This window comes from Streptomyces sp. YIM S03343 (assembly GCF_054729195.1).
On record NZ_JBPUKX010000001.1, the window covers coordinates 2514910 to 2534218 of the forward strand.

A 19309-nucleotide genomic window follows, 5' to 3' on the forward strand; every position below is an offset into this window, starting at 1 on the left:
GGGTGCAAAAGGGCGGGGCAACCGGTCGGCGGAACTTTGTACGCCATCGGAATGGACTCGTCACCGACGGCCGGTCAGGCACGAACCCCATGGTGGGACCCATACCTGTCCTCCCGCTCAACTTGACGTGCGGCGAAGGGAAACGGTTGCTCGGCGATCTCTAACGGCTGGGTCACGACGGCTGCGCCGAACGGCCGTACTCCCGTGCCGCTACGACTCCCCACGGATGACGGCGAGTACGCCGTCGAGTTCGTCCGGTTTCACCAGGACGTCACGGGCCTTCGAACCCTCGCTCGGCCCGACGACCCCGCGGGACTCCATGAGGTCCATGAGCCGGCCCGCCTTGGCGAAGCCGACGCGCAGCTTGCGCTGGAGCATCGAGGTCGAACCGAACTGTGTGGAGACGACGAGTTCGGCCGCCTGGCACAGCAGGTCGAGGTCGTCGCCGATCTCCTCGTCGATCTCCCTCTTCTGTTTGGTGCCCACGACGACGTCGTCGCGGAAGACGGGCGTCATCTGCTCCTTGCAGTGCCGCACGACGGCCGCGATCTCCTCCTCGGTGACGAAGGCGCCCTGCATACGGGTGGGCTTGTTGGCGCCCATCGGCAGGAACAGCCCGTCGCCCTTGCCGATCAGCTTCTCGGCGCCGGCCTGGTCGAGGATGACGCGGCTGTCGGCGAGCGAGGAGGTCGCGAACGCCAGCCTGGAGGGCACATTGGCTTTGATCAGACCGGTGACCACGTCGACCGAGGGCCGCTGGGTGGCGAGCACCAGGTGGATGCCCGCCGCGCGCGCGAGCTGGGTGATACGCACGATCGCGTCCTCGACGTCGCGTGGTGCGACCATCATCAGGTCGGCGAGCTCGTCGACGATCACCAGGAGGTAGGGGTAGGGCTGGAGCTCGCGCTCGCTGCCTTCGGGCAGCTTCACCTTGCCGTCGCGGACGGCCCGGTTGAAGTCGTCGATGTGCCGGAACCCGAACGCGGCCAGGTCGTCGTAGCGCAGGTCCATCTCGCGCACGACCCACTGGAGCGCCTCGGCGGCCCGCTTGGGGTTGGTGATGATCGGCGTGATGAGGTGCGGGATGCCCTCGTAGGCGGTCAGTTCGACGCGCTTGGGGTCGACGAGGACCAGGCGGACGTCCTCCGGGGTGGCCCGCATCATGACCGAGGTGATCAGGCAGTTGATGCAGGACGACTTGCCGGAGCCGGTCGCGCCGGCGACCAGCAGGTGCGGCATCTTCGCCAGGGAGTGCATGACGTAGCCGCCTTCGACGTCCTTGCCGAAGGCGACGAGCATCGGGTCGTCGTCCTCGGCGGACTCCGCGAGGCGCAGTACGTCGCCGAGGTTGACCATCTCCCGGTCGGTGTTGGGGATCTCGATGCCGACGGCGGACTTGCCGGGGATCGGGCTGATGATCCGCACGTCGGGGCTGGCGACGGCGTACGCGATGTTCTTGGTGAGCGCGGTGATCCGTTCGACCTTCACGGCGGGACCGAGCTGGACCTCGTAGCGGGTGACCGTGGGGCCGCGGGTGAAGCCGGTGACGGCGGCGTCGACCTTGAACTCGGCGAAGACGTTGCGCAGGGAGTCGACGATGGCGTCGTTGGCGGCGCTGCGCGCCTTGCCGGGGCCGCCGCGGGTGAGGAGGTCGAGGGAGGGCAGCCCGTAGGTGATGTCGCCGGACAGCTGGAGCTGTTCGGCGCGCGGCGGCAGCTCGCGGTGCTCCTCGGGGGCCGACTTGGTGAGGTCGGGCACCGCGGAGTCCGCCGGGAGCCGCTCCTGCCGGGGGCGGACCGCGGGGGGCGCCGGTTCGGGGCGGGCGGCCGGTACGGGGGTCGGGGCGGTGTCGGTGTCATCGCGGTCGCCGACGCGCACGCCCTGGGTGAGGTCGGCGACGATCGGGGACGGCTGGATGCCGTGCAGGACGGCACCGTCGAGGGCGGCGGCCGCGGCCGCCGCGACGTCCACGGCGTCCATCCGGCGCTCCATGTCGGGCTGCGGCACTGCGGAGCGCCTCGGACGGCCGCGGCGCCGCGAGAGTGCGTCCTGTTCGGCGGCGTCGTGGTCGTACGGCCGCGGGCCGCCCCCGCGCCTGTGTGTGCGCGCGGGCAGCGCCTCACGCCACTGCTGCTCGTAGCGCTCGTCGTCCTCGGAGAACTCGTCCGAACCGGGGACCCCGGGGAGTACGGCCTCCTCGTGCGCTTGCAGGACGCCGAGGCGGGTGCCGAGGGCGCGCAGCCGCTGCGGGATCGCGTTGACGGGGGTGGCGGTGACGACGAGCAGCCCGAAGATCGTGAGCAGCACGAGCAGCGGTACGGCGAGGACCTCGCCCATCGCGTAGGTCAGCGGGGTGGCCGCGCCCCAGCCGATGAGACCGCCGGCGTCCCTTATCGCCTGCATGCCGTCGCTGCGGGCGGGCGAGCCGCACGCGATGTGGACCTGGCCGAGCACGCCGATCACGAGCGCGGACAGGCCGATCACGATACGGCCGTTAGCGTCGGTGTTCTCGGGGTGCCGGATGAAGCGGACGGCCATGACCGCGAGCAGTATCGGCACCAGCAGATCGAGCCGTCCGAAGGCGCCGGTCACCAGGATCTCGACGAGATCGCCGACCGGGCCGCGCAGATCGGCCCAGGTGCCCGCCGCGACGATCAGCGCGAATGCGAGCAGCAGCAGGGCGATGCCGTCCTTGCGGTGGGCGGGGTCGAGGTTCTTGGCACCGTTCCCTATGCCGCGGAACACGGCGCCGATCGCGTGCGCGATGCCCAGCCAGAGGGCGCGCACGACGCGGTAGACGCCGCCGGTGGGGTTCGGCGCCGGTTTGGGCGCCGGTGCCGCCTTTTTCGCCGGGGCCTTCTTGGCGGGGGCTTTCTTCGCGGCGGCCTTCTTCGCCGCCGCCTTCGCGGGAGCGGCCGCCTTCTTCGCTGGCTGCTTCTTGGCTGCGGAGGGACGTGAGGCCATGGGTGCGAGGTTACCTGTGGAGACGACGGCCGACACGTGAGCCGACAGCTTCACCCGTTCGTGTCACTCGTGCGGAGGCGTGGAACTGACGCCCGGTCACGCACAACTGCACGTGAGGCGGGCGTCAGTTCTGCGACGGCAGCGAGTGGGGGCTTCCCGTGCCAGGTTCGAGTGCGTCCAGGGCGCGTCGCAGTCCGGTGAGCTTGCGCTCCAGATGGGCCGCCGTGGCCACCGCGGCCGCGTCCGCGCTCTCGTCGTCCAGCTGCTTCGACAGGGCCTCGGCCTGCTCCTCCACGGCCGCGAGCCGGGCGGAGAGCTCCGCGAGGAGCCCGGCCGACTCCTTGCCGCCGACCGCGCCGCCCCTGCCGCCGCCCTCCAACTGGAGCCGCAGCAGCGACGCCTGCTCGCGCAGCTGGCAGTTCTTCATGTACAGCTCGACGAACACCGAGACCTTGGCGCGCAGCACCCACGGATCGAACGGCTTGGAGATGTAGTCGACCGCGCCCGCCGCATACCCGCGGAAGGTGTGGTGCGGGCCGTGGTTGATCGCCGTGAGGAAGATGATCGGGATGTCCCTGGTCCGCTCCCGCCGCTTGATGTGCGCGGCGGTCTCGAAGCCGTCCATGCCCGGCATCTGGACGTCCAGCAGGATGACCGCGAAGTCGTCCGTGAGCAGTGCCTTGAGCGCTTCCTCCCCTGACGATGCCCGCACCAGTGTCTGATCGAGCGCAGAGAGGATGGCCTCCAGCGCCAGCAGATTCTCCGGCCGGTCATCGACCAGGAGGATCTTGGCCTTCTGCACCATGGCCCGCCCTCCTCGCCCCGGCATGGGGCCTCCCCTGACCGCAGGACTTGGGGAGGCACCGGGCGCCGCCCCTGGGGACGACTCCCTTGCGCCGCCCGTCCTTGTGCCGGTCATCGTAGCCGCACCCCGACCGCCGACACACCCTGTCACCGCGATGTCACTGTGCACGTAGCGCAAACGCGGCCGGGGAACAGAAGGTTCCCCGAACCCCGCACTTCCACACGGTTCCTGCCGTACCGGACCGGCAACTGCCGGTGCACACCCGCCGTTCCCGTCACTCCCCCCGCATCCACTGGTGCATCACCGTCAGCAGGTGATCGGGGTCGACCGGCTTGGTCACATAGTCGGAGGCGCCCGACTCGATCGCCTTCTCCCGGTCCCCCTTCATGGCCTTCGCGGTCAGCGCGATGATCGGCAGCCCGGCGAACTGCGGCATCCTGCGGATCGCCGACGTCGTCGCGTAGCCGTCCATCTCGGGCATCATGATGTCCATCAGCACGACCGCGACGTCGTCGTGCTGCTCCAGCACCTCGATGCCCTCACGGCCGTTCTCCGCGTACAGCACCGACAGCCCGTGCTGCTCCAGGACGCTGGTGAGCGCGAACACGTTGCGGATGTCGTCGTCGACGATGAGCACCTTCTCGCCGCCGAAACGGACGCGCAGCGGCTGCCCGGCCGGCTCCTGCCCCGCCTCCTGCCACCGCTCGCGCGCGGTGTGGCGGGCGGTGTCGGCGACGCCGCGCCTGCGGCGCCGGAACAGGGCCGCCGCGCCGTTCTGCGTCTCCTGGTACGACTTCACCTCCGCGGGCATCTCGATCTCCACCTCGGACAGCTCGGACAGCCCGTCCGCCAGCGGGTCCGGGACGACCAGGTCACCGGCCTCCAGAACGGCCGACGGCTGCTGATAGCCCTGCGGCGGCAGCTCGCTGGGGTGCAGCGGCAGATACAGCGTGAACGTGGAGCCGCGCCCCGGCTCGCTCTGCGCGTAAATCTCGCCGCCGAGCAGTTGCGCGATCTCCCGCGAGATCGACAGGCCGAGGCCCGTACCGCCGTACTTGCGGCTGGTCGTGCCGTCCGCCTGCTTGAACGCCTCGAAGATCACCCGCATCTTGCTCGCCGCGATGCCGATGCCGGTGTCGGTCACCGAGAACGCGATGAGCGCCGCCTCCGGGTCGCTGAGCGAACCGGCCTCCAGCAGCTGCTCCCGGATGCCCCGCGGGACGTCCGGACCGGCGGGCCGGATCACCAGCTCGACCGAGCCGGAGTCGGTGAACTTCACGGCGTTCGACAGCAGATTGCGCAGCACCTGCAGCAGGCGCTGCTCGTCGGTGTGCAGGGTGGCGGGCAGCTCGGGCGAGACCCGCACGGACAGGTCGAGGCCCTTCTCGGCGGTCAGCGGGCGGAAGGTGGCCTCCACGTAGTCGACGAGCTGCACGAGCGCGATACGCGTCGGGGAGACGTCCATCTTGCCCGCCTCGACCTTCGACAGGTCGAGGATGTCGTTGATCAGCTGGAGCAGGTCGCTGCCCGCGCCGTGGATGGTTTCGGAGAACTCGACCTGTTTCGGGGAGAGGTTGCCCTCGGCGTTGTCGGCGAGCAGCTTGGCCAGGATCAGCAGCGAGTTGAGCGGGGTGCGCAGCTCGTGCGACATGTTGGCGAGGAACTCGCTCTTGTAGCGCATCGACACGGCGAGCTGCTCGGCGCGCTCCTCCAGGACCTGGCGGGCCTCCTCGATCTCGGTGTTCTTCACCTCGATGTCGCGGTTCTGCCTGGCCAGCAGCTCGGCCTTCTCCTCCAGTTCGGCGTTGGACGCCTGGAGGGCCTTCTGCCGCTGCTCCAACTCCTCCGACCGCAGCCTCAGTTGCTCGGTCAGCTCCTGCGACTGCTTCAGCAGCACCTCGGTCTTGGTGTTGACGGAGATGGTGTTGACGCTGGTCGCGATCATCTCGGCGATCTGGTTGAGGAAGTCCTTCTGGATCTGTGTGAACGGGGTGAACGACGCCAGTTCGATGACGCCGAGCACCTTGCTCTCGAAGAGCACCGGAAGGACGATCACCTGGGCGGGCGGCGCCTCGCCGAGCCCCGAGGAGATCTTCAGATAGCCGCTGGGCGCGTTCTCCACGAGGATCGTGCGCCGCTCCTTGGCGGCGGTCCCGATGAGCGCCTCACCGGGACGGAACGACGTCGGCATGGAGCCCATCGAGTACCCGTACGAGCCGAGCATCCGCAGCTCGTACGCGTCCTCGCCCGCCACGCGCGCGTCCTTGCCGTCGACCAGCGGCATCGACAGGAAGAACGCGCCGTGCTGCGCGGAGACCACCGGGGTCAGCTCGCTCATGATCAGCGAGGCGACGTCCGCCAGGTCGCGGCGTCCCTGCATCAGTGCGGAGATGCGCGCCAGGTTGCCCTTGAGCCAGTCCTGCTCCTTGTTGGCGATCGTGGTGTCGCGCAGGTTGGCGATCATCTTGTTGATGTAGTCCTGGAGCTCCTGGATCTCGCCGGCAGCGTCCACGTCGATCTTCAGGTTCAGGTCGCCGCGGGTCACCGCGGTCGCCACGCGCGCGATGGCGCGCACCTGCCGGGTGAGGTTCCCGGCCATCTCGTTTACGGACTCGGTCAGATCGCGCCAGGTGCCGTCGACGTCACGCACGCGTGCCTGGCCGCCCAGCTGGCCCTCGGTGCCCACCTCGCGCGCGACACGGGTGACCTCCTCGGCGAAGCCGGACAGCTGGCCGACCATGGTGTTGATCGTCGTCTTGAGCTCCAGGATCTCACCGCGGGCGTCGATGTCGATCTTCTTGGTCAGGTCGCCCTTGGCGATGGCCGTGGTGACCATGGCGATGTTGCGCACCTGGCCGGTCAGATTGGACGCCATCTGGTTCACGGACTCCGTGAGGTCCTTCCAGGTGCCCGCCACGCCCGGCACATGCGCCTGGCCGCCCAGGATGCCGTCCGTGCCCACCTCGCGGGCCACCTTGGTGACCTGCTCGGCGAACGAGCTCAGCGTCTTGACCATCGTGTTGATCGTGTCGGCGAGCTGGGCGACCTCGCCGCGCGCCTCGATGGTGACCTGACGGGTCAGGTCACCGCTGGCGACCGCCGCCGACACCTGGGAGATGTTGCGCACCTGGGTGGTCAGGTTCTTGGCCATCAGGTTCACATTGTCGCTGAGGTCCTTCCAGATGCCCGTGACACCCGGCACATGCGCCTGACCGCCCAGCATGCCCTCGGTGCCCACCTCGCGCGCGACGCGCGTGACCTGCTCGGCGAAGCTGGACAGCTGGTCGACCATCGTGTTGACGGTCGTGACGAGCTCCAGGATCTCGCCCTTGGCGTCGACAGTGATCTTCTTCGACAGGTCGCCCATGGCGACCGCGGTGGTGACCTCGGCGATGTTGCGGACCTGGATGGTCAGGTTGTTCGCCATGAAGTTGACGGACTGGGTGAGGTCCTTCCAGGTGCCGGACACGCCCTGCACCTCGGCCTGACCGCCCAGCTGGCCCTCGGTGCCCACCTCACGGGCCACCCGGGTCACCTGCTCCGCGAACGACGACAGCTGGTCGACCATCGTGTTCAGGGTGTTCTTGAGCTCCAGGATCTCGCCGCGCGCGTCCACGGTGATCTTCTGCGACAGATCACCCCGCGCCACCGCCGTGGCGACCTGCGCGATGTTGCGCACCTGGGCGGTCAGGTTCCCGGCCATGCCGTTCACCGAGTCCGTGAGATCACGCCACACGCCCGCCACACCGGGCACCTGCGCCTGGCCGCCCAGCCGGCCCTCCGTGCCCACCGCCCGCGCGACCAGGGTCACCTGGTCGGCGAAGGCGGAGAGCTGGTCGACCATCGTGTTGATGGTGTTCTTGAGCTCCAGGATCTCGCCGCGCGCGTCGACCGTGATCTTCTGCGACAGATCACCCCGCGCCACCGCCGTCGTCACCTGGGCGATCTGCCGCACCTGGGCCGTCAGATTGCCCGTGATGGAGTTGACCGAGTCGGTCAGCTCCTTCCAGGTGCCCGAGACGCCGTCCACGCGCGCCTGGCCGCCCAGCCGGCCCTCCGTGCCCACCTCACGGCCGATCCGCACCACCTGGTCGGCGAACGACGACAGCTGGTCCACCATCGTGTTCACGGTGTTCTTCAGCTGGAGCATCTCGCCGGACACGTCCACGGTGACCTTCTGCGACAGATCGCCGTTGGCCACCGCCGTCGTCACCTGGGCGATGTTCCTCACCTGTCCGGTGAGATTCCTGAACGCCGTGTTGACGGAGTCCGTCAGGTCCTTCCACGCCCCCGCGGCCCCCGGCACCTGCGCCTGGCCGCCCAGCTCGCCCTCGTCGCCGATCTCCCGCGCCACCCGGGTGACCTCGGCGCCGAAGGCGGACAGCTGGTCCACCATGCCGTTGACGGTGTTCTTCAGCTCCAGCATCTCGCCGGCCACATCGACCGTGACCTTGCGCGACAGATCACCGTTCGCCACGGCCGTCGTCACGGCGGCGATGTCACGCACCTGAGTGGTGAGGTTGCGGAACACCGTGTTGACGGAGTCCGTCAGCCCCTTCCAGGTGCCCGCAGCGCCGGGAACGAGCGCCTGCCCGCCCAGTTCGCCGTCGTCACCGATCTCGCGCGCCACGCGCGTGACCTCGTCCGCGAAGATCCGCAGTGTCTCGGTCATCTGGTTGACGGTCTCGGCCAGCTGCGCGACCTCGCCCCGCGCCGGAACCGTCACCTTCTGCGACAGATCGCCGTTGGCCACGGCCGTCGTCACCTGTGAGATCCCTCGCACCTGGGCGGTGAGATTGCCCGCCATGATGTTGACGGAGTCGGTGAGTTCCTTCCACACCCCGTCCACCCCGGCCACCTGTGCCTGGCCGCCCAGGATGCCCTCGGTGCCCACCTCGCGCGCGACGCGCGTGACCTCGGACGAGAACGACGACAGCTGGTCCACCATCGTGTTGACGGTGACCTTCAGCTCCAGCATCTCGCCGGCCACGTCGACGGTGACCTTGCGCGACAGATCGCCCTTGGCGACCGCCGTCGTCACCAGCGCGATGTCACGCACCTGCGCCGTCAGCCGGTACGCCATGGTGTTGACCGAGTCCGTGAGGTCCTTCCACGACCCGGACATCCCCCGCACCCGCGCCTGGCCGCCCAGTTTGCCCTCGGTGCCCACCTCGCTGGCCACCCGCGTGACCTCGTCGGTGAACGTCGACAGCTGGTCGACGAGATTGTTGACGGTCCGGCCGACCTTCAGGAACTCCCCGCGCAGCGGATGCCCTGTCCCGTCCGGCGCCTGCGAGCGCAGCTCCATACGCGGCGACAGATCGCCCTCCGCGACCGCGGACAGCACCCGGCCCACCTCGGAGACCGGCCGTACGAGGTCGTCCACCAGCGCGTTGGATGCGTCGATGGCGGCGAGCCAGGAGCCCTCGCACGCGGCCGTCTCCAGCCGCTCCGTCAGCTTGCCCTCACGGCCCACCATGCGGCGCACCCGCGACAGTTCACCGGTCAGATGCAGATTGCGGTCGGCCACCTCGTTGAAGACCGCCGCGATCTCCGACATCACGCCGTCGCCGGACACCGTGAGCCGCCGCCGGAAGTTGCCGTCCCGCATCGCCACGAGAGCCACGAGGAGGCGGCTGAGCGCGGCCGTGTCGACCAGGGTCGTCCCGCCTCGCGTCCTGCGCTGGTTGCCCGGTGTCTGCCCGCCCTTCGCGTGGGCCTTCGGGCCCCGCGTCGCCGCGCCCGACTCCGTCGCTGCGCCAGACTCCACTGTGTCCCTCCCGCAGGGGTCGACCATTACCGCTGTGCCCGGGTGTTCGCGCCCGGCGTACCAGATGCCGCTGTGCGTGTCCGCCCGATGGAATCGGGCCACTCCGGGTGCTGCTGCCCGCCGTCGACAGGAGACACCCAGTCTGCCCGGACCTTCACAACAAGCTTGCCCAGTGTTTCACCCCGGCCGAACCAGGCCATAACAGTTCGGCAGCTTCGCACATCGTCCGCACACCCACAGGGCGGAAACACCGGCGACCGGCATCCGCACGAACGGCGAAGGTAAGTAACCTTGCATGCGGCTGTCCAGCCGCACGGTCCGTCCGGTCTGGGCGGTGGCACGAGAACGAGCGGGCACGGAGGGGCGGCCGCAGACCATGACCACCGGAGTGATCCCGGGGGGACAGCCCCCGGAGCCACGGCCGACGGGCACGCGGATGCCGCATCAGCGGCGCGAGCAGGCCGGACGTGGGCCACTGCATGCCGACGACCGGTCGAGGAGTTCTGTGATCACCGCGCGCGCGGCCGCCAGTTTCGAGCCCGTCGGGCGATCGGTCGCGACCGCCCGGTCCTTCGTCAGGGACACGCTCCAGGGCTGGGGATTCGCCGATGTCATCGACGACGCCGTGGTCCTCACCAGCGAACTGGTGACCAACGCCGTGGTCCACGCGGGCACCTCGGCGGACGTGCTGTGCCTGCGCACCCAGGACGGCGTGCGCATCGAGGTCGCCGACCGCTACCCCGAACGCGAAGTCCCCCTCCAGGGCTCCCCGGTGACCATGGGCAGCCCCGACCGCGAGGGCGGCCGCGGACTCCAGCTCTGCGCGGCCCTGGCCGGCCGCTGGGGCGTCGAGTACGCGCCCACGCACAAGAATGTGTGGTTCCAACTCGACCTGCCCGAACGCCCCGTGGGCACCCGCACGGCGGGCCCCTCCCTCCCGGCCGACCTCCTCCCGCTCGCCGACGGCAGAGTCCGCGTCGCGGTCGTCCAGATCGACCGCAAGGGCGCCATCACCGCGTGGAACGAGGACGCCGAGGAGCTTTTCGGCCACCCGGCCGAACAGGTCATCGGAAGACCCCTCACCGATCTCGCCGCCTGGCCGCACACCCCCGGCACCGGCACCGGCATCGCGGAGGCCCTCCAACTGTCCCGCTGGGAGGGCAGTTACGGCATCCGGGCCGCCGACGGCCGCGTCAACCCGGTGTACGCCTCTCACCTCCGCGTGCGCGACACCGGCGGTGAACCCTCGACGGTCTGCCTCCTGGTGCGCGACCACGAACGCGCCGTGCTCCAGACCCCCACACGGATCCCGGCTTCCGACACCGCCCCGGTCCCCGACGGCCAGAACATGGACCCCTTCGAGGTGTTCATCGGCTCGCCCGCCCCGGACGACCTCGACGGCCTCCTCCAGCGCACCGTGGAACGCGCCCGCGACATGCTCGACGGCGACTCCGCGTTCCTGCTCCTGGCCACCGACGACGAGACCGAGCTGGAGGTGCGCGCCTCCACCGGGCTGCCCTCCGCCCGGCAGCGCTTCGCGCGCGTACCCGTCGAGGCGGGCCCCGGCCGCTACGGCTCCGCCAGGATGCCCGCCGTCCACGACGACCTCACGGCCGTCCCCGGCGCCGTACCCCTGCTGGCCGGCACCGGCATGCGCTCGGTCGTCACGGTCCCCCTGAAGGTCGAGGGGCGCCTCACCGGATCGCTGGGCGTCGCGGCCGAGTCCGCGGGCAGATACACCAACGAGGAGGCCCTGCGCCTCCAGTTCGCCGCCGACCGCATCGCCCTGGCCGTCGAATCCTCCCGCCTCGGCGAGCTGGAGCGGCTGCGGCGAGGTTCGCTGAGCTTCCTCGTCGAGGCGTCCGACCTGCTCGCCGGCACCCTGGACCGCGACCAGACCCTCGCCCTGATGGCCCAGATGACCGTCCCGACGCTCGCCACCTGGTGCGCGGTCTACACGATCGCCGACCAGGCGTCGGACCCGTATCTCTCGTACGTCCTCCACGAGGACGAGGACCTCATCGACGGCATCAAGTCCCTGCTGTCGAAGGTCGCCCCGCCCGACCCGGTACCGACCCCCGGCGCCCGCGTCTGGCCCGTCCCCGGCGAGATCGCCCACCAGACGGCCCTGCGCAGTTCCATGCGCAGCCTGGGCCTCACCGGCGGCACCACACACCAGTTCGCCTCCGGCATGGGCCCCGCACTGGCCGTGGCGGCCGCCGTCGGCGGCGAGACGGTGGTGCTCCCGCTGGTCGCCCGCAACCGCGTCATCGGCATGCTGACGCTCGGCAAGCCCACCGACGAACACTTCCGCCAGGAAATCCTCGAGCTGGCCGAGGACTTGAGCCGCCGCGCCGCCCTCGCCCTCGACAACGCCCGCCTCTACTCCGAGCGCACAGCCATCAGCCAAGCCCTCCAGCGCAGCCTCCTGCCGCCCGACCTCCCCACCATCGGCGGCGTCGAGGTCGAGGTCATCTACCGCGCGGCCGGCGAGGGCAACGAGGTCGGCGGCGACTTCTACGACCTCTTCCCGATCGGTGACGGCGTCTACGGCTTCGCCATCGGCGACGTCTGCGGCACCGGTCCCAACGCCGCCGCCGTCACCGGCCTCGCCCGGCACGCCCTGCGCCTGCTCGCCCGGGAGGGCCTCAGCGGTCCGGCGGTCCTTCAGCGCCTCAACTCCGCGATCCTGGACGAGGGCGACCGCAGCCGCTTCCTGACGCTCCTGTACGGCGAGATGCGCCCCCAGGCCGACGGCAGCGCGGAGCTCAAGGTGGTCTGCGCCGGTCATCCGCTCCCCCTCCGGCTGCGCCAGAACGGCACGGTGGAGGCCGCCGCCGAACCACAGCCGCTCCTCGGCGTCATCGACGACCTGGAGCTCTACGAGCAGACGGTCACGCTGGATCCCGGTGACGTCCTGCTGTGCGTGACCGACGGTGTCACGGAACGCCGTGAGGGCACCCGGATGCTCGGCGACGACGGCCTCGCCGACGTCCTCTCCACCTGCACGGGCCTGACGGCGGGCGCGGTCGCCGCCCGCATCATGCGCGCCGTGGAACGCTTCGCGACGGACGCCCCGTCCGACGACATGGCGATCCTCGCGATGCGGGTACCGGGAATTCAGCAGAACTGAAGAAGGCCGGGAACGGGAAAACGACCGGAGGAAGGGAAACGGCCGAGGAAGGGAAACGGCCGGAGGAGGGAACAGAAAAGGCCCAGCCGGATTGGCTGGGCCTTTTTTACTGCTCTGCTGGAGCCCCCAAACGGAATCGAACCGTTGACCTTCTCCTTACCATGGAGACGCTCTACCGACTGAGCTATAGGGGCCGGTCACCGGATTGGGGTTTCCCCCCGCGGCGACGCAAGAAATCATACCCTGAGCCGACCCGTGCTCCAAAATTCGTTCGGAAGCGGGATCGTGGCCTTCAGTAGGCGGGCTGGAGCAGTCCGCCGAGTGCGTTGCAGGCCGCAACGATCCGCTGCATGTCACGTTTGGTCAGCGTGGCGTCCACCGGAAGCCCGAGCGTCTCGTCGGCGGCACGCTCGGTCTCCGGCAGCGACACACAGCGCCGGAACTCGGGCAGGCGGTGCACGGGCGTCTTCACCGGCACGCCGCACTCGACTCCCCTGGCCCGTAGGGCCCGTGCGAACGCGTCACGGTCCGGTCGGCCGTTGCCCGGCACCCGGACCACGTACTGCTGATAGGTGTGCCCGTCACCGCCGTCGGGCGTCCTGACACCCCGGAGCTTCGCGTCGAGGTACGCGGCCCGTTCCCGCCGCTGCGCGATCTCGTCGTACGGCGCCTCGGACTCCCCCTGCTGAAGCACCAGCAGTTCCAACCGCCGCCCCAGGGCGAGCAGCCGCACCATGTCGGCCTGCCGGCCGAAGCGGTGCACGACGACTATCGCCGCGGTCCGCGGAGTCACGGCCGTCTCGACCGCGTCCGGGGCGAGACAGAAGGTCACCGGATCTATGTCGGCGAACACCGGAAGCCCACCCGCCAGGGTCACCGCTTCGGCAACTTCAACGTTCCCGAAGGCCGGTACGACGACCTCGTCACCGACACCCACGCCGGCGGCCCTGAGCATTGCAGCAGTACCCATGGTGTGGATGCTGGGCTCGGAACGTGAACTTCAAGTAACGGCAAACAAAAAAGGGTTGGTCCCAGAACCGAAGTTCCGGGACCAACCCTTTTACATTTAGTTCGGCGGTGTCCTACTCTCCCACAGGGTCCCCCCTGCAGTACCATCGGCGCTGTGAGGCTTAGCTTCCGGGTTCGGAATGTAACCGGGCGTTTCCCTCACGCTATGACCACCGAAACACTATGAAACTGTCCAGCCGCACCACGCAATAAAGCACGTGGGGCTGTTCGTGGTTTCAGAACCAACACAGTGGACGCGAGCAACTGAGGACAAGCCCTCGGCCTATTAGTACCGGTCACCTCCACCAGTTACCTGGCTTCCAGATCCGGCCTATCAACCCAGTCGTCTACTGGGAGCCTTACCCCATCAAGTGGGTGGGAGTCCTCATCTCGAAGCAGGCTTCCCGCTTAGATGCTTTCAGCGGTTATCCCTCCCGAACGTAGCCAACCAGCCATGCCCTTGGCAGAACAACTGGCACACCAGAGGTTCGTCCGTCCCGGTCCTCTCGTACTAGGGACAGCCCTTCTCAAGACTCCTGCGCGCGCAGCGGATAGGGACCGAACTGTCTCACGACGTTCTAAACCCAGCTCGCGTACCGCTTTAATGGGCGAACAGCCCAACCCTTGGGACCGACTCCAGCCCCAGGATGCGACGAGCCGACATCGAGGTGCCAAACCATCCCGTCGATATGGACTCTTGGGGAAGATCAGCCTGTTATCCCCGGGGTACCTTTTATCCGTTGAGCGACGGCGCTTCCACAAGCCACCGCCGGATCACTAGTCCCGACTTTCGTCCCTGCTCGACCCGTCGGTCTCACAGTCAAGCTCCCTTGTGCACTTACACTCAACACCTGATTGCCAACCAGGCTGAGGGAACCTTTGGGCGCCTCCGTTACTCTTTAGGAGGCAACCGCCCCAGTTAAACTACCCATCAGACACTGTCCCTGATCCGGATCACGGACCCAGGTTAGACATCCAGCACGACCAGACTGGTATTTCAACGACGACTCCACCACCACTGGCGTGGCAGTTTCACAGTCTCCCAGCTATCCTACACAAGCCGAACCGAACACCAATATCAAACTGTAGTAAAGGTCCCGGGGTCTTTCCGTCCTGCTGCGCGAAACGAGCATCTTTACTCGTAGTGCAATTTCACCGGGCCTATGGTTGAGACAGTCGAGAAGTCGTTACGCCATTCGTGCAGGTCGGAACTTACCCGACAAGGAATTTCGCTACCTTAGGATGGTTATAGTTACCACCGCCGTTTACTGGCGCTTAAGTTCTCAGCTTCGCCCCACCGAAATGGAGCTAACCGGTCCCCTTAACGTTCCAGCACCGGGCAGGCGTCAGTCCGTATACATCGCCTTACGGCTTCGCACGGACCTGTGTTTTTAGTAAACAGTCGCTTCTCGCTGGTCTCTGCGGCCACCCCCAGCTCAGGGAGAAAATCCCCTCACCAGGCGTGGCCCCCCTTCTCCCGAAGTTACGGGGGCATTTTGCCGAGTTCCTTAACCATAGTTCACCCGAACGCCTCGGTATTCTCTACCAGACCACCTGAGTCGGTTTAGGGTACGGGCCGCCATGAAACTCGCTAGAGGCTTTTCTCGACAGCATAGGATCATCCACTTCACCACAATCGGCTCGGCATCAGGTCTCAGACACATGAGCGGCGGATTTACCTACCACTCGTCCTACACCCTTACCCCGGGACAACCACCGCCCGGGATGGACTACCTTCCTGCGTCACCCCATCGCTCACCTACTACCAGCTCGGATCACCGGCTCCACCACTTTCCCCAACGGTAAACCGAAAGGGAACGGCTTCACGGGCTTAGCATCACCGGATTCGATGCTTTTCGCGTCACAGCGGGTACCGGAATATCAACCGGTTATCCATCGACTACGCCTGTCGGCCTCGCCTTAGGTCCCGACTTACCCTGGGCAGATCAGCTTGACCCAGGAACCCTTGGTCAATCGGCGCACACGTTTCTCACGTGTGAATCGCTACTCATGCCTGCATTCTCACTCGTCAACCGTCCACAACTCGCTTCCGCGGCTGCTTCACCCGGCAGACGACGCTCCCCTACCCATCACAGTCTCCGTTGGGAGTATGTACTGCAATGACACGACTTCGGCGGTACGCTTGAGCCCCGCTACATTGTCGGCGCGGAATCACTAGACCAGTGAGCTATTACGCACTCTTTCAAGGGTGGCTGCTTCTAAGCCAACCTCCTGGTTGTCTCTGCGACTCCACATCCTTTCCCACTTAGCGTACGCTTAGGGGCCTTAGTCGATGCTCTGGGCTGTTTCCCTCTCGACCATGGAGCTTATCCCCCACAGTCTCACTGCCGTGCTCTCACTTACCGGCATTCGGAGTTTGGCTAAGGTCAGTAACCCGGTAGGGCCCATCGCCTATCCAGTGCTCTACCTCCGGCAAGAAACACACGACGCTGCACCTAAATGCATTTCGGGGAGAACCAGCTATCACGGAGTTTGATTGGCCTTTCACCCCTAACCACAGGTCATCCCCCAGGTTTTCAACCCTGGTGGGTTCGGTCCTCCACGAAGTCTTACCTCCGCTTCAACCTGCCCATGGCTAGATCACTCCGCTTCGGGTCTTGAGCATGCTACTGAACGCCCTCTTCGGACTCGCTTTCGCTACGGCTACCCCACCCGGGTTAACCTCGCAACACACCGCAAACTCGCAGGCTCATTCTTCAAAAGGCACGCAGTCACGAGGACAAGGCAAGCCTTGTCCCGACGCTCCCACGGCTTGTAGGCACACGGTTTCAGGTACTATTTCACTCCCCTCCCGGGGTACTTTTCACCATTCCCTCACGGTACTATCCGCTATCGGTCACCAGGGAATATTTAGGCTTAGCGGGTGGTCCCGCCAGATTCACACGGGATTTCTCGGGCCCCGTGCTACTTGGGTGTCTCTCAAACGAGCCGCTGACGTTTCAGCTACGGGGGTCTTACCCTCTACGCCGGACCTTTCGCATGTCCTTCGCCTACATCAACGGTTTCTGACTCGTCCTGCTGCCGGCAGACAGCAGAAGAGAGATCCCACAACCCCGCATGCGCAACCCCTGCCGGGTCTCACACGCATACGGTTTGGCCTCATCCGGTTTCGCTCGCCACTACTCCCGGAATCACGGTTGTTTTCTCTTCCTGAGGGTACTGAGATGTTTCACTTCCCCTCGTTCCCTCCACACTGCCTATGTGTTCAGCAGCGGGTGACAGCCCATGACGACTGCCGGGTTTCCCCATTCGGAAACCCCCGGATCAAAGCCTGGTTGACGACTCCCCGGGGACTATCGTGGCCTCCCACGTCCTTCATCGGTTCCTGGTGCCAAGGCATCCACCGTGCGCCCTTAAAAACTTGGCCACAGATGCTCGCGTCCACTGTGCAGTTCTCAAACAACGACCAGCCACCCACCACCCCGCACCAACACGCGCGAGTTCACCGGGACCGGCATGCCGAAGGGCGAGCAGCGCTCGCACCCTCAGACACCCAACAGCGTGCCCGACACCCCCGCCCTCTCGTCGTTCCGTTCCACGCCGAAGCAGTACTGGGAAGACACTGAGGTCCAGGTGTGCCGAGTAGTCAACGTTCCACCCATGAGCGACCAGCATCAGACATTCGCTGATGTTCTGGCGTCTGGACCCCCGAAAGGGCCAGGTGCTCCTTAGAAAGGAGGTGATCCAGCCGCACCTTCCGGTACGGCTACCTTGTTACGACTTCGTCCCAATCGCCAGTCCCACCTTCGACAGCTCCCTCCCACAAGGGGTTGGGCCACCGGCTTCGGGTGTTACCGACTTTCGTGACGTGACGGGCGGTGTGTACAAGGCCCGGGAACGTATTCACCGCAGCAATGCTGATCTGCGATTACTAGCAACTCCGACTTCATGGGGTCGAGTTGCAGACCCCAATCCGAACTGAGACAGGCTTTTTGAGATTCGCTCAGCCTCACGGCATCGCAGCTCATTGTACCTGCCATTGTAGCACGTGTGCAGCCCAAGACATAAGGGGCATGATGACTTGACGTCGTCCCCACCTTCCTCCGAGTTGACCCCGGCAGTCTCCTGTGAGTCCCCATCACCCCGAAGGGCATGCTGGCAACACAGAACAAGGGTTGCGCTCGTTGCGGGACTTAACCCAACATCTCACGACACGAGCTGACGACAGCCATGCACCACCTGTACACCGACCACAAGGGGGACCCTGTCTCCAGGGTTTTCCGGCGTATGTCAAGCCTTGGTAAGGTTCTTCGCGTTGCGTCGAATTAAGCCACATGCTCCGCTGCTTGTGCGGGCCCCCGTCAATTCCTTTGAGTTTTAGCCTTGCGGCCGTACTCCCCAGGCGGGGAACTTAATGCGTTAGCTGCGGCACCGACGACGTGGAATGTCGCCAACACCTAGTTCCCACCGTTTACGGCGTGGACTACCAGGGTATCTAATCCTGTTCGCTCCCCACGCTTTCGCTCCTCAGCGTCAGTAATGGCCCAGAGATCCGCCTTCGCCACCGGTGTTCCTCCTGATATCTGCGCATTTCACCGCTACACCAGGAATTCCGATCTCCCCTACCACACTCTAGCCTGCCCGTATCGACTGCAGACCCGGGGTTGAGCCCCGGGCTTTCACAACCGACGCGACAAGCCGCCTACGAGCTCTTTACGCCCAATAATTCCGGACAACGCTTGCGCCCTACGTATTACCGCGGCTGCTGGCACGTAGTTAGCCGGCGCTTCTTCTGCAGGTACCGTCACTTTCGCTTCTTCCCTGCTGAAAGAGGTTTACAACCCGAAGGCCGTCATCCCTCACGCGGCGTCGCTGCATCAGGCTTTCGCCCATTGTGCAATATTCCCCACTGCTGCCTCCCGTAGGAGTCTGGGCCGTGTCTCAGTCCCAGTGTGGCCGGTCGCCCTCTCAGGCCGGCTACCCGTCGTCGCCTTGGTGAGCCACTACCTCACCAACAAGCTGATAGGCCGCGGGCTCATCCTGCACCGCCGGAGCTTTCCACCCGCCGAGATGCCTCGGCAGGTCGTATCCGGTATTAGACCCCGTTTCCAGGGCTTGTCCCAGAGTGCAGGGCAGATTGCCCACGTGTTACTCACCCGTTCGCCACTAATCCCCACCGAAGTGGTTCATCGTTCGACTTGCATGTGTTAAGCACGCCGCCAGCGTTCGTCCTGAGCCAGGATCAAACTCTCCGTGAATGCTTTTCACGGGAGCGGTACGAGAGGAGGAATAGTCCCCTCGTACACAGCGTCCTCGCTGTATTTTTCTTCAAAGGAACCACGTCCCGACCGGAGATCCGGCCGGAGACGGGGTATCAACATATCTGGCGTTGACTTTTGGCACGCTGTTGAGTTCTCAAGGAACGGACGCTTCCTTCGTACTCACCCTCTCGGGCTTTCCTCCGGGCTTCCCTTCGGTGTTTCCGACTCTATCAGATCTTTTTCCGATCCGATTTCCTCGGTGCTTTCCAGGTTCTCGCTCTTGCGAGCGATTTCCTTTCCGGCAGACCCGACTTTATCAGAGATTCTGAGTCGGGATTTCCACCCCTCCGGGAACGGCTCCGGCGAGCACGAAGCTACCGGGATTCCCCGTCAGGAGGAGTCGTAAA

General features: G+C 66.4%; 5 protein-coding genes, 1 tRNA gene and 3 rRNA genes. 1 reads left to right on the top strand and 8 read right to left on the bottom strand.

Annotation, left to right across the window (positions count from 1 at the left end; translation table 11 throughout):
- Positions 1-210 precede the first annotated feature (210 nt).
- The 3 genes from ACSYGN_RS10690 to ACSYGN_RS10700 all read right to left on the bottom strand — a co-directional run bounded on the left by ACSYGN_RS10690 (position 211) and on the right by ACSYGN_RS10700 (position 9380).
- Complete coding sequence (locus ACSYGN_RS10690) at positions 211-2964, bottom strand: DNA translocase FtsK (RefSeq protein ID WP_460394262.1); 2754 nt, start codon at positions 2962-2964, stop codon at positions 211-213.
- Between the two features lie 124 nt (positions 2965-3088).
- Positions 3089-3769, bottom strand: coding sequence for a response regulator (locus ACSYGN_RS10695; protein ID WP_460394264.1), 681 nt, complete (start codon positions 3767-3769; stop codon positions 3089-3091).
- A gap of 274 nt (positions 3770-4043) precedes the next feature.
- Positions 4044-9380 carry a HAMP domain-containing protein gene (locus ACSYGN_RS10700; RefSeq protein ID WP_460403367.1) on the bottom strand — a complete coding sequence of 1779 codons (5337 nt, stop codon included), beginning with the start codon at positions 9378-9380 and terminating at the stop codon, positions 4044-4046.
- 535 nt (positions 9381-9915) lie between these two features.
- Here ACSYGN_RS10700 and ACSYGN_RS10705 point away from each other — a divergent pair.
- Positions 9916-12672: a SpoIIE family protein phosphatase gene (locus ACSYGN_RS10705; RefSeq protein WP_460403369.1), complete on the top strand. Its 2757-nt coding sequence runs from the start codon at positions 9916-9918 to the stop codon at positions 12670-12672.
- A gap of 118 nt (positions 12673-12790) precedes the next feature.
- On the opposite strand, the gene ACSYGN_RS10710 is transcribed toward ACSYGN_RS10705, so the two are convergent.
- The 5 genes from ACSYGN_RS10710 to ACSYGN_RS10730 all read right to left on the bottom strand — a co-directional run bounded on the left by ACSYGN_RS10710 (position 12791) and on the right by ACSYGN_RS10730 (position 18899).
- Positions 12791-12866, bottom strand: a tRNA-Thr gene (locus ACSYGN_RS10710).
- 98 nt (positions 12867-12964) lie between these two features.
- Positions 12965-13627: a DegT/DnrJ/EryC1/StrS family aminotransferase gene (locus tag ACSYGN_RS10715; protein WP_460403371.1), complete on the bottom strand. Its 663-nt coding sequence runs from the start codon at positions 13625-13627 to the stop codon at positions 12965-12967.
- Between the two features lie 114 nt (positions 13628-13741).
- Positions 13742-13858 (bottom strand): 5S ribosomal RNA (gene rrf / locus ACSYGN_RS10720).
- A gap of 88 nt (positions 13859-13946) precedes the next feature.
- Positions 13947-17068 (bottom strand): 23S ribosomal RNA (locus ACSYGN_RS10725).
- 305 nt (positions 17069-17373) lie between these two features.
- A 16S ribosomal RNA gene (locus tag ACSYGN_RS10730) occupies positions 17374-18899 on the bottom strand.
- The 16S, 23S and 5S rRNA genes sit together here, the layout of an rRNA operon.
- Positions 18900-19309 lie beyond the last annotated feature (410 nt).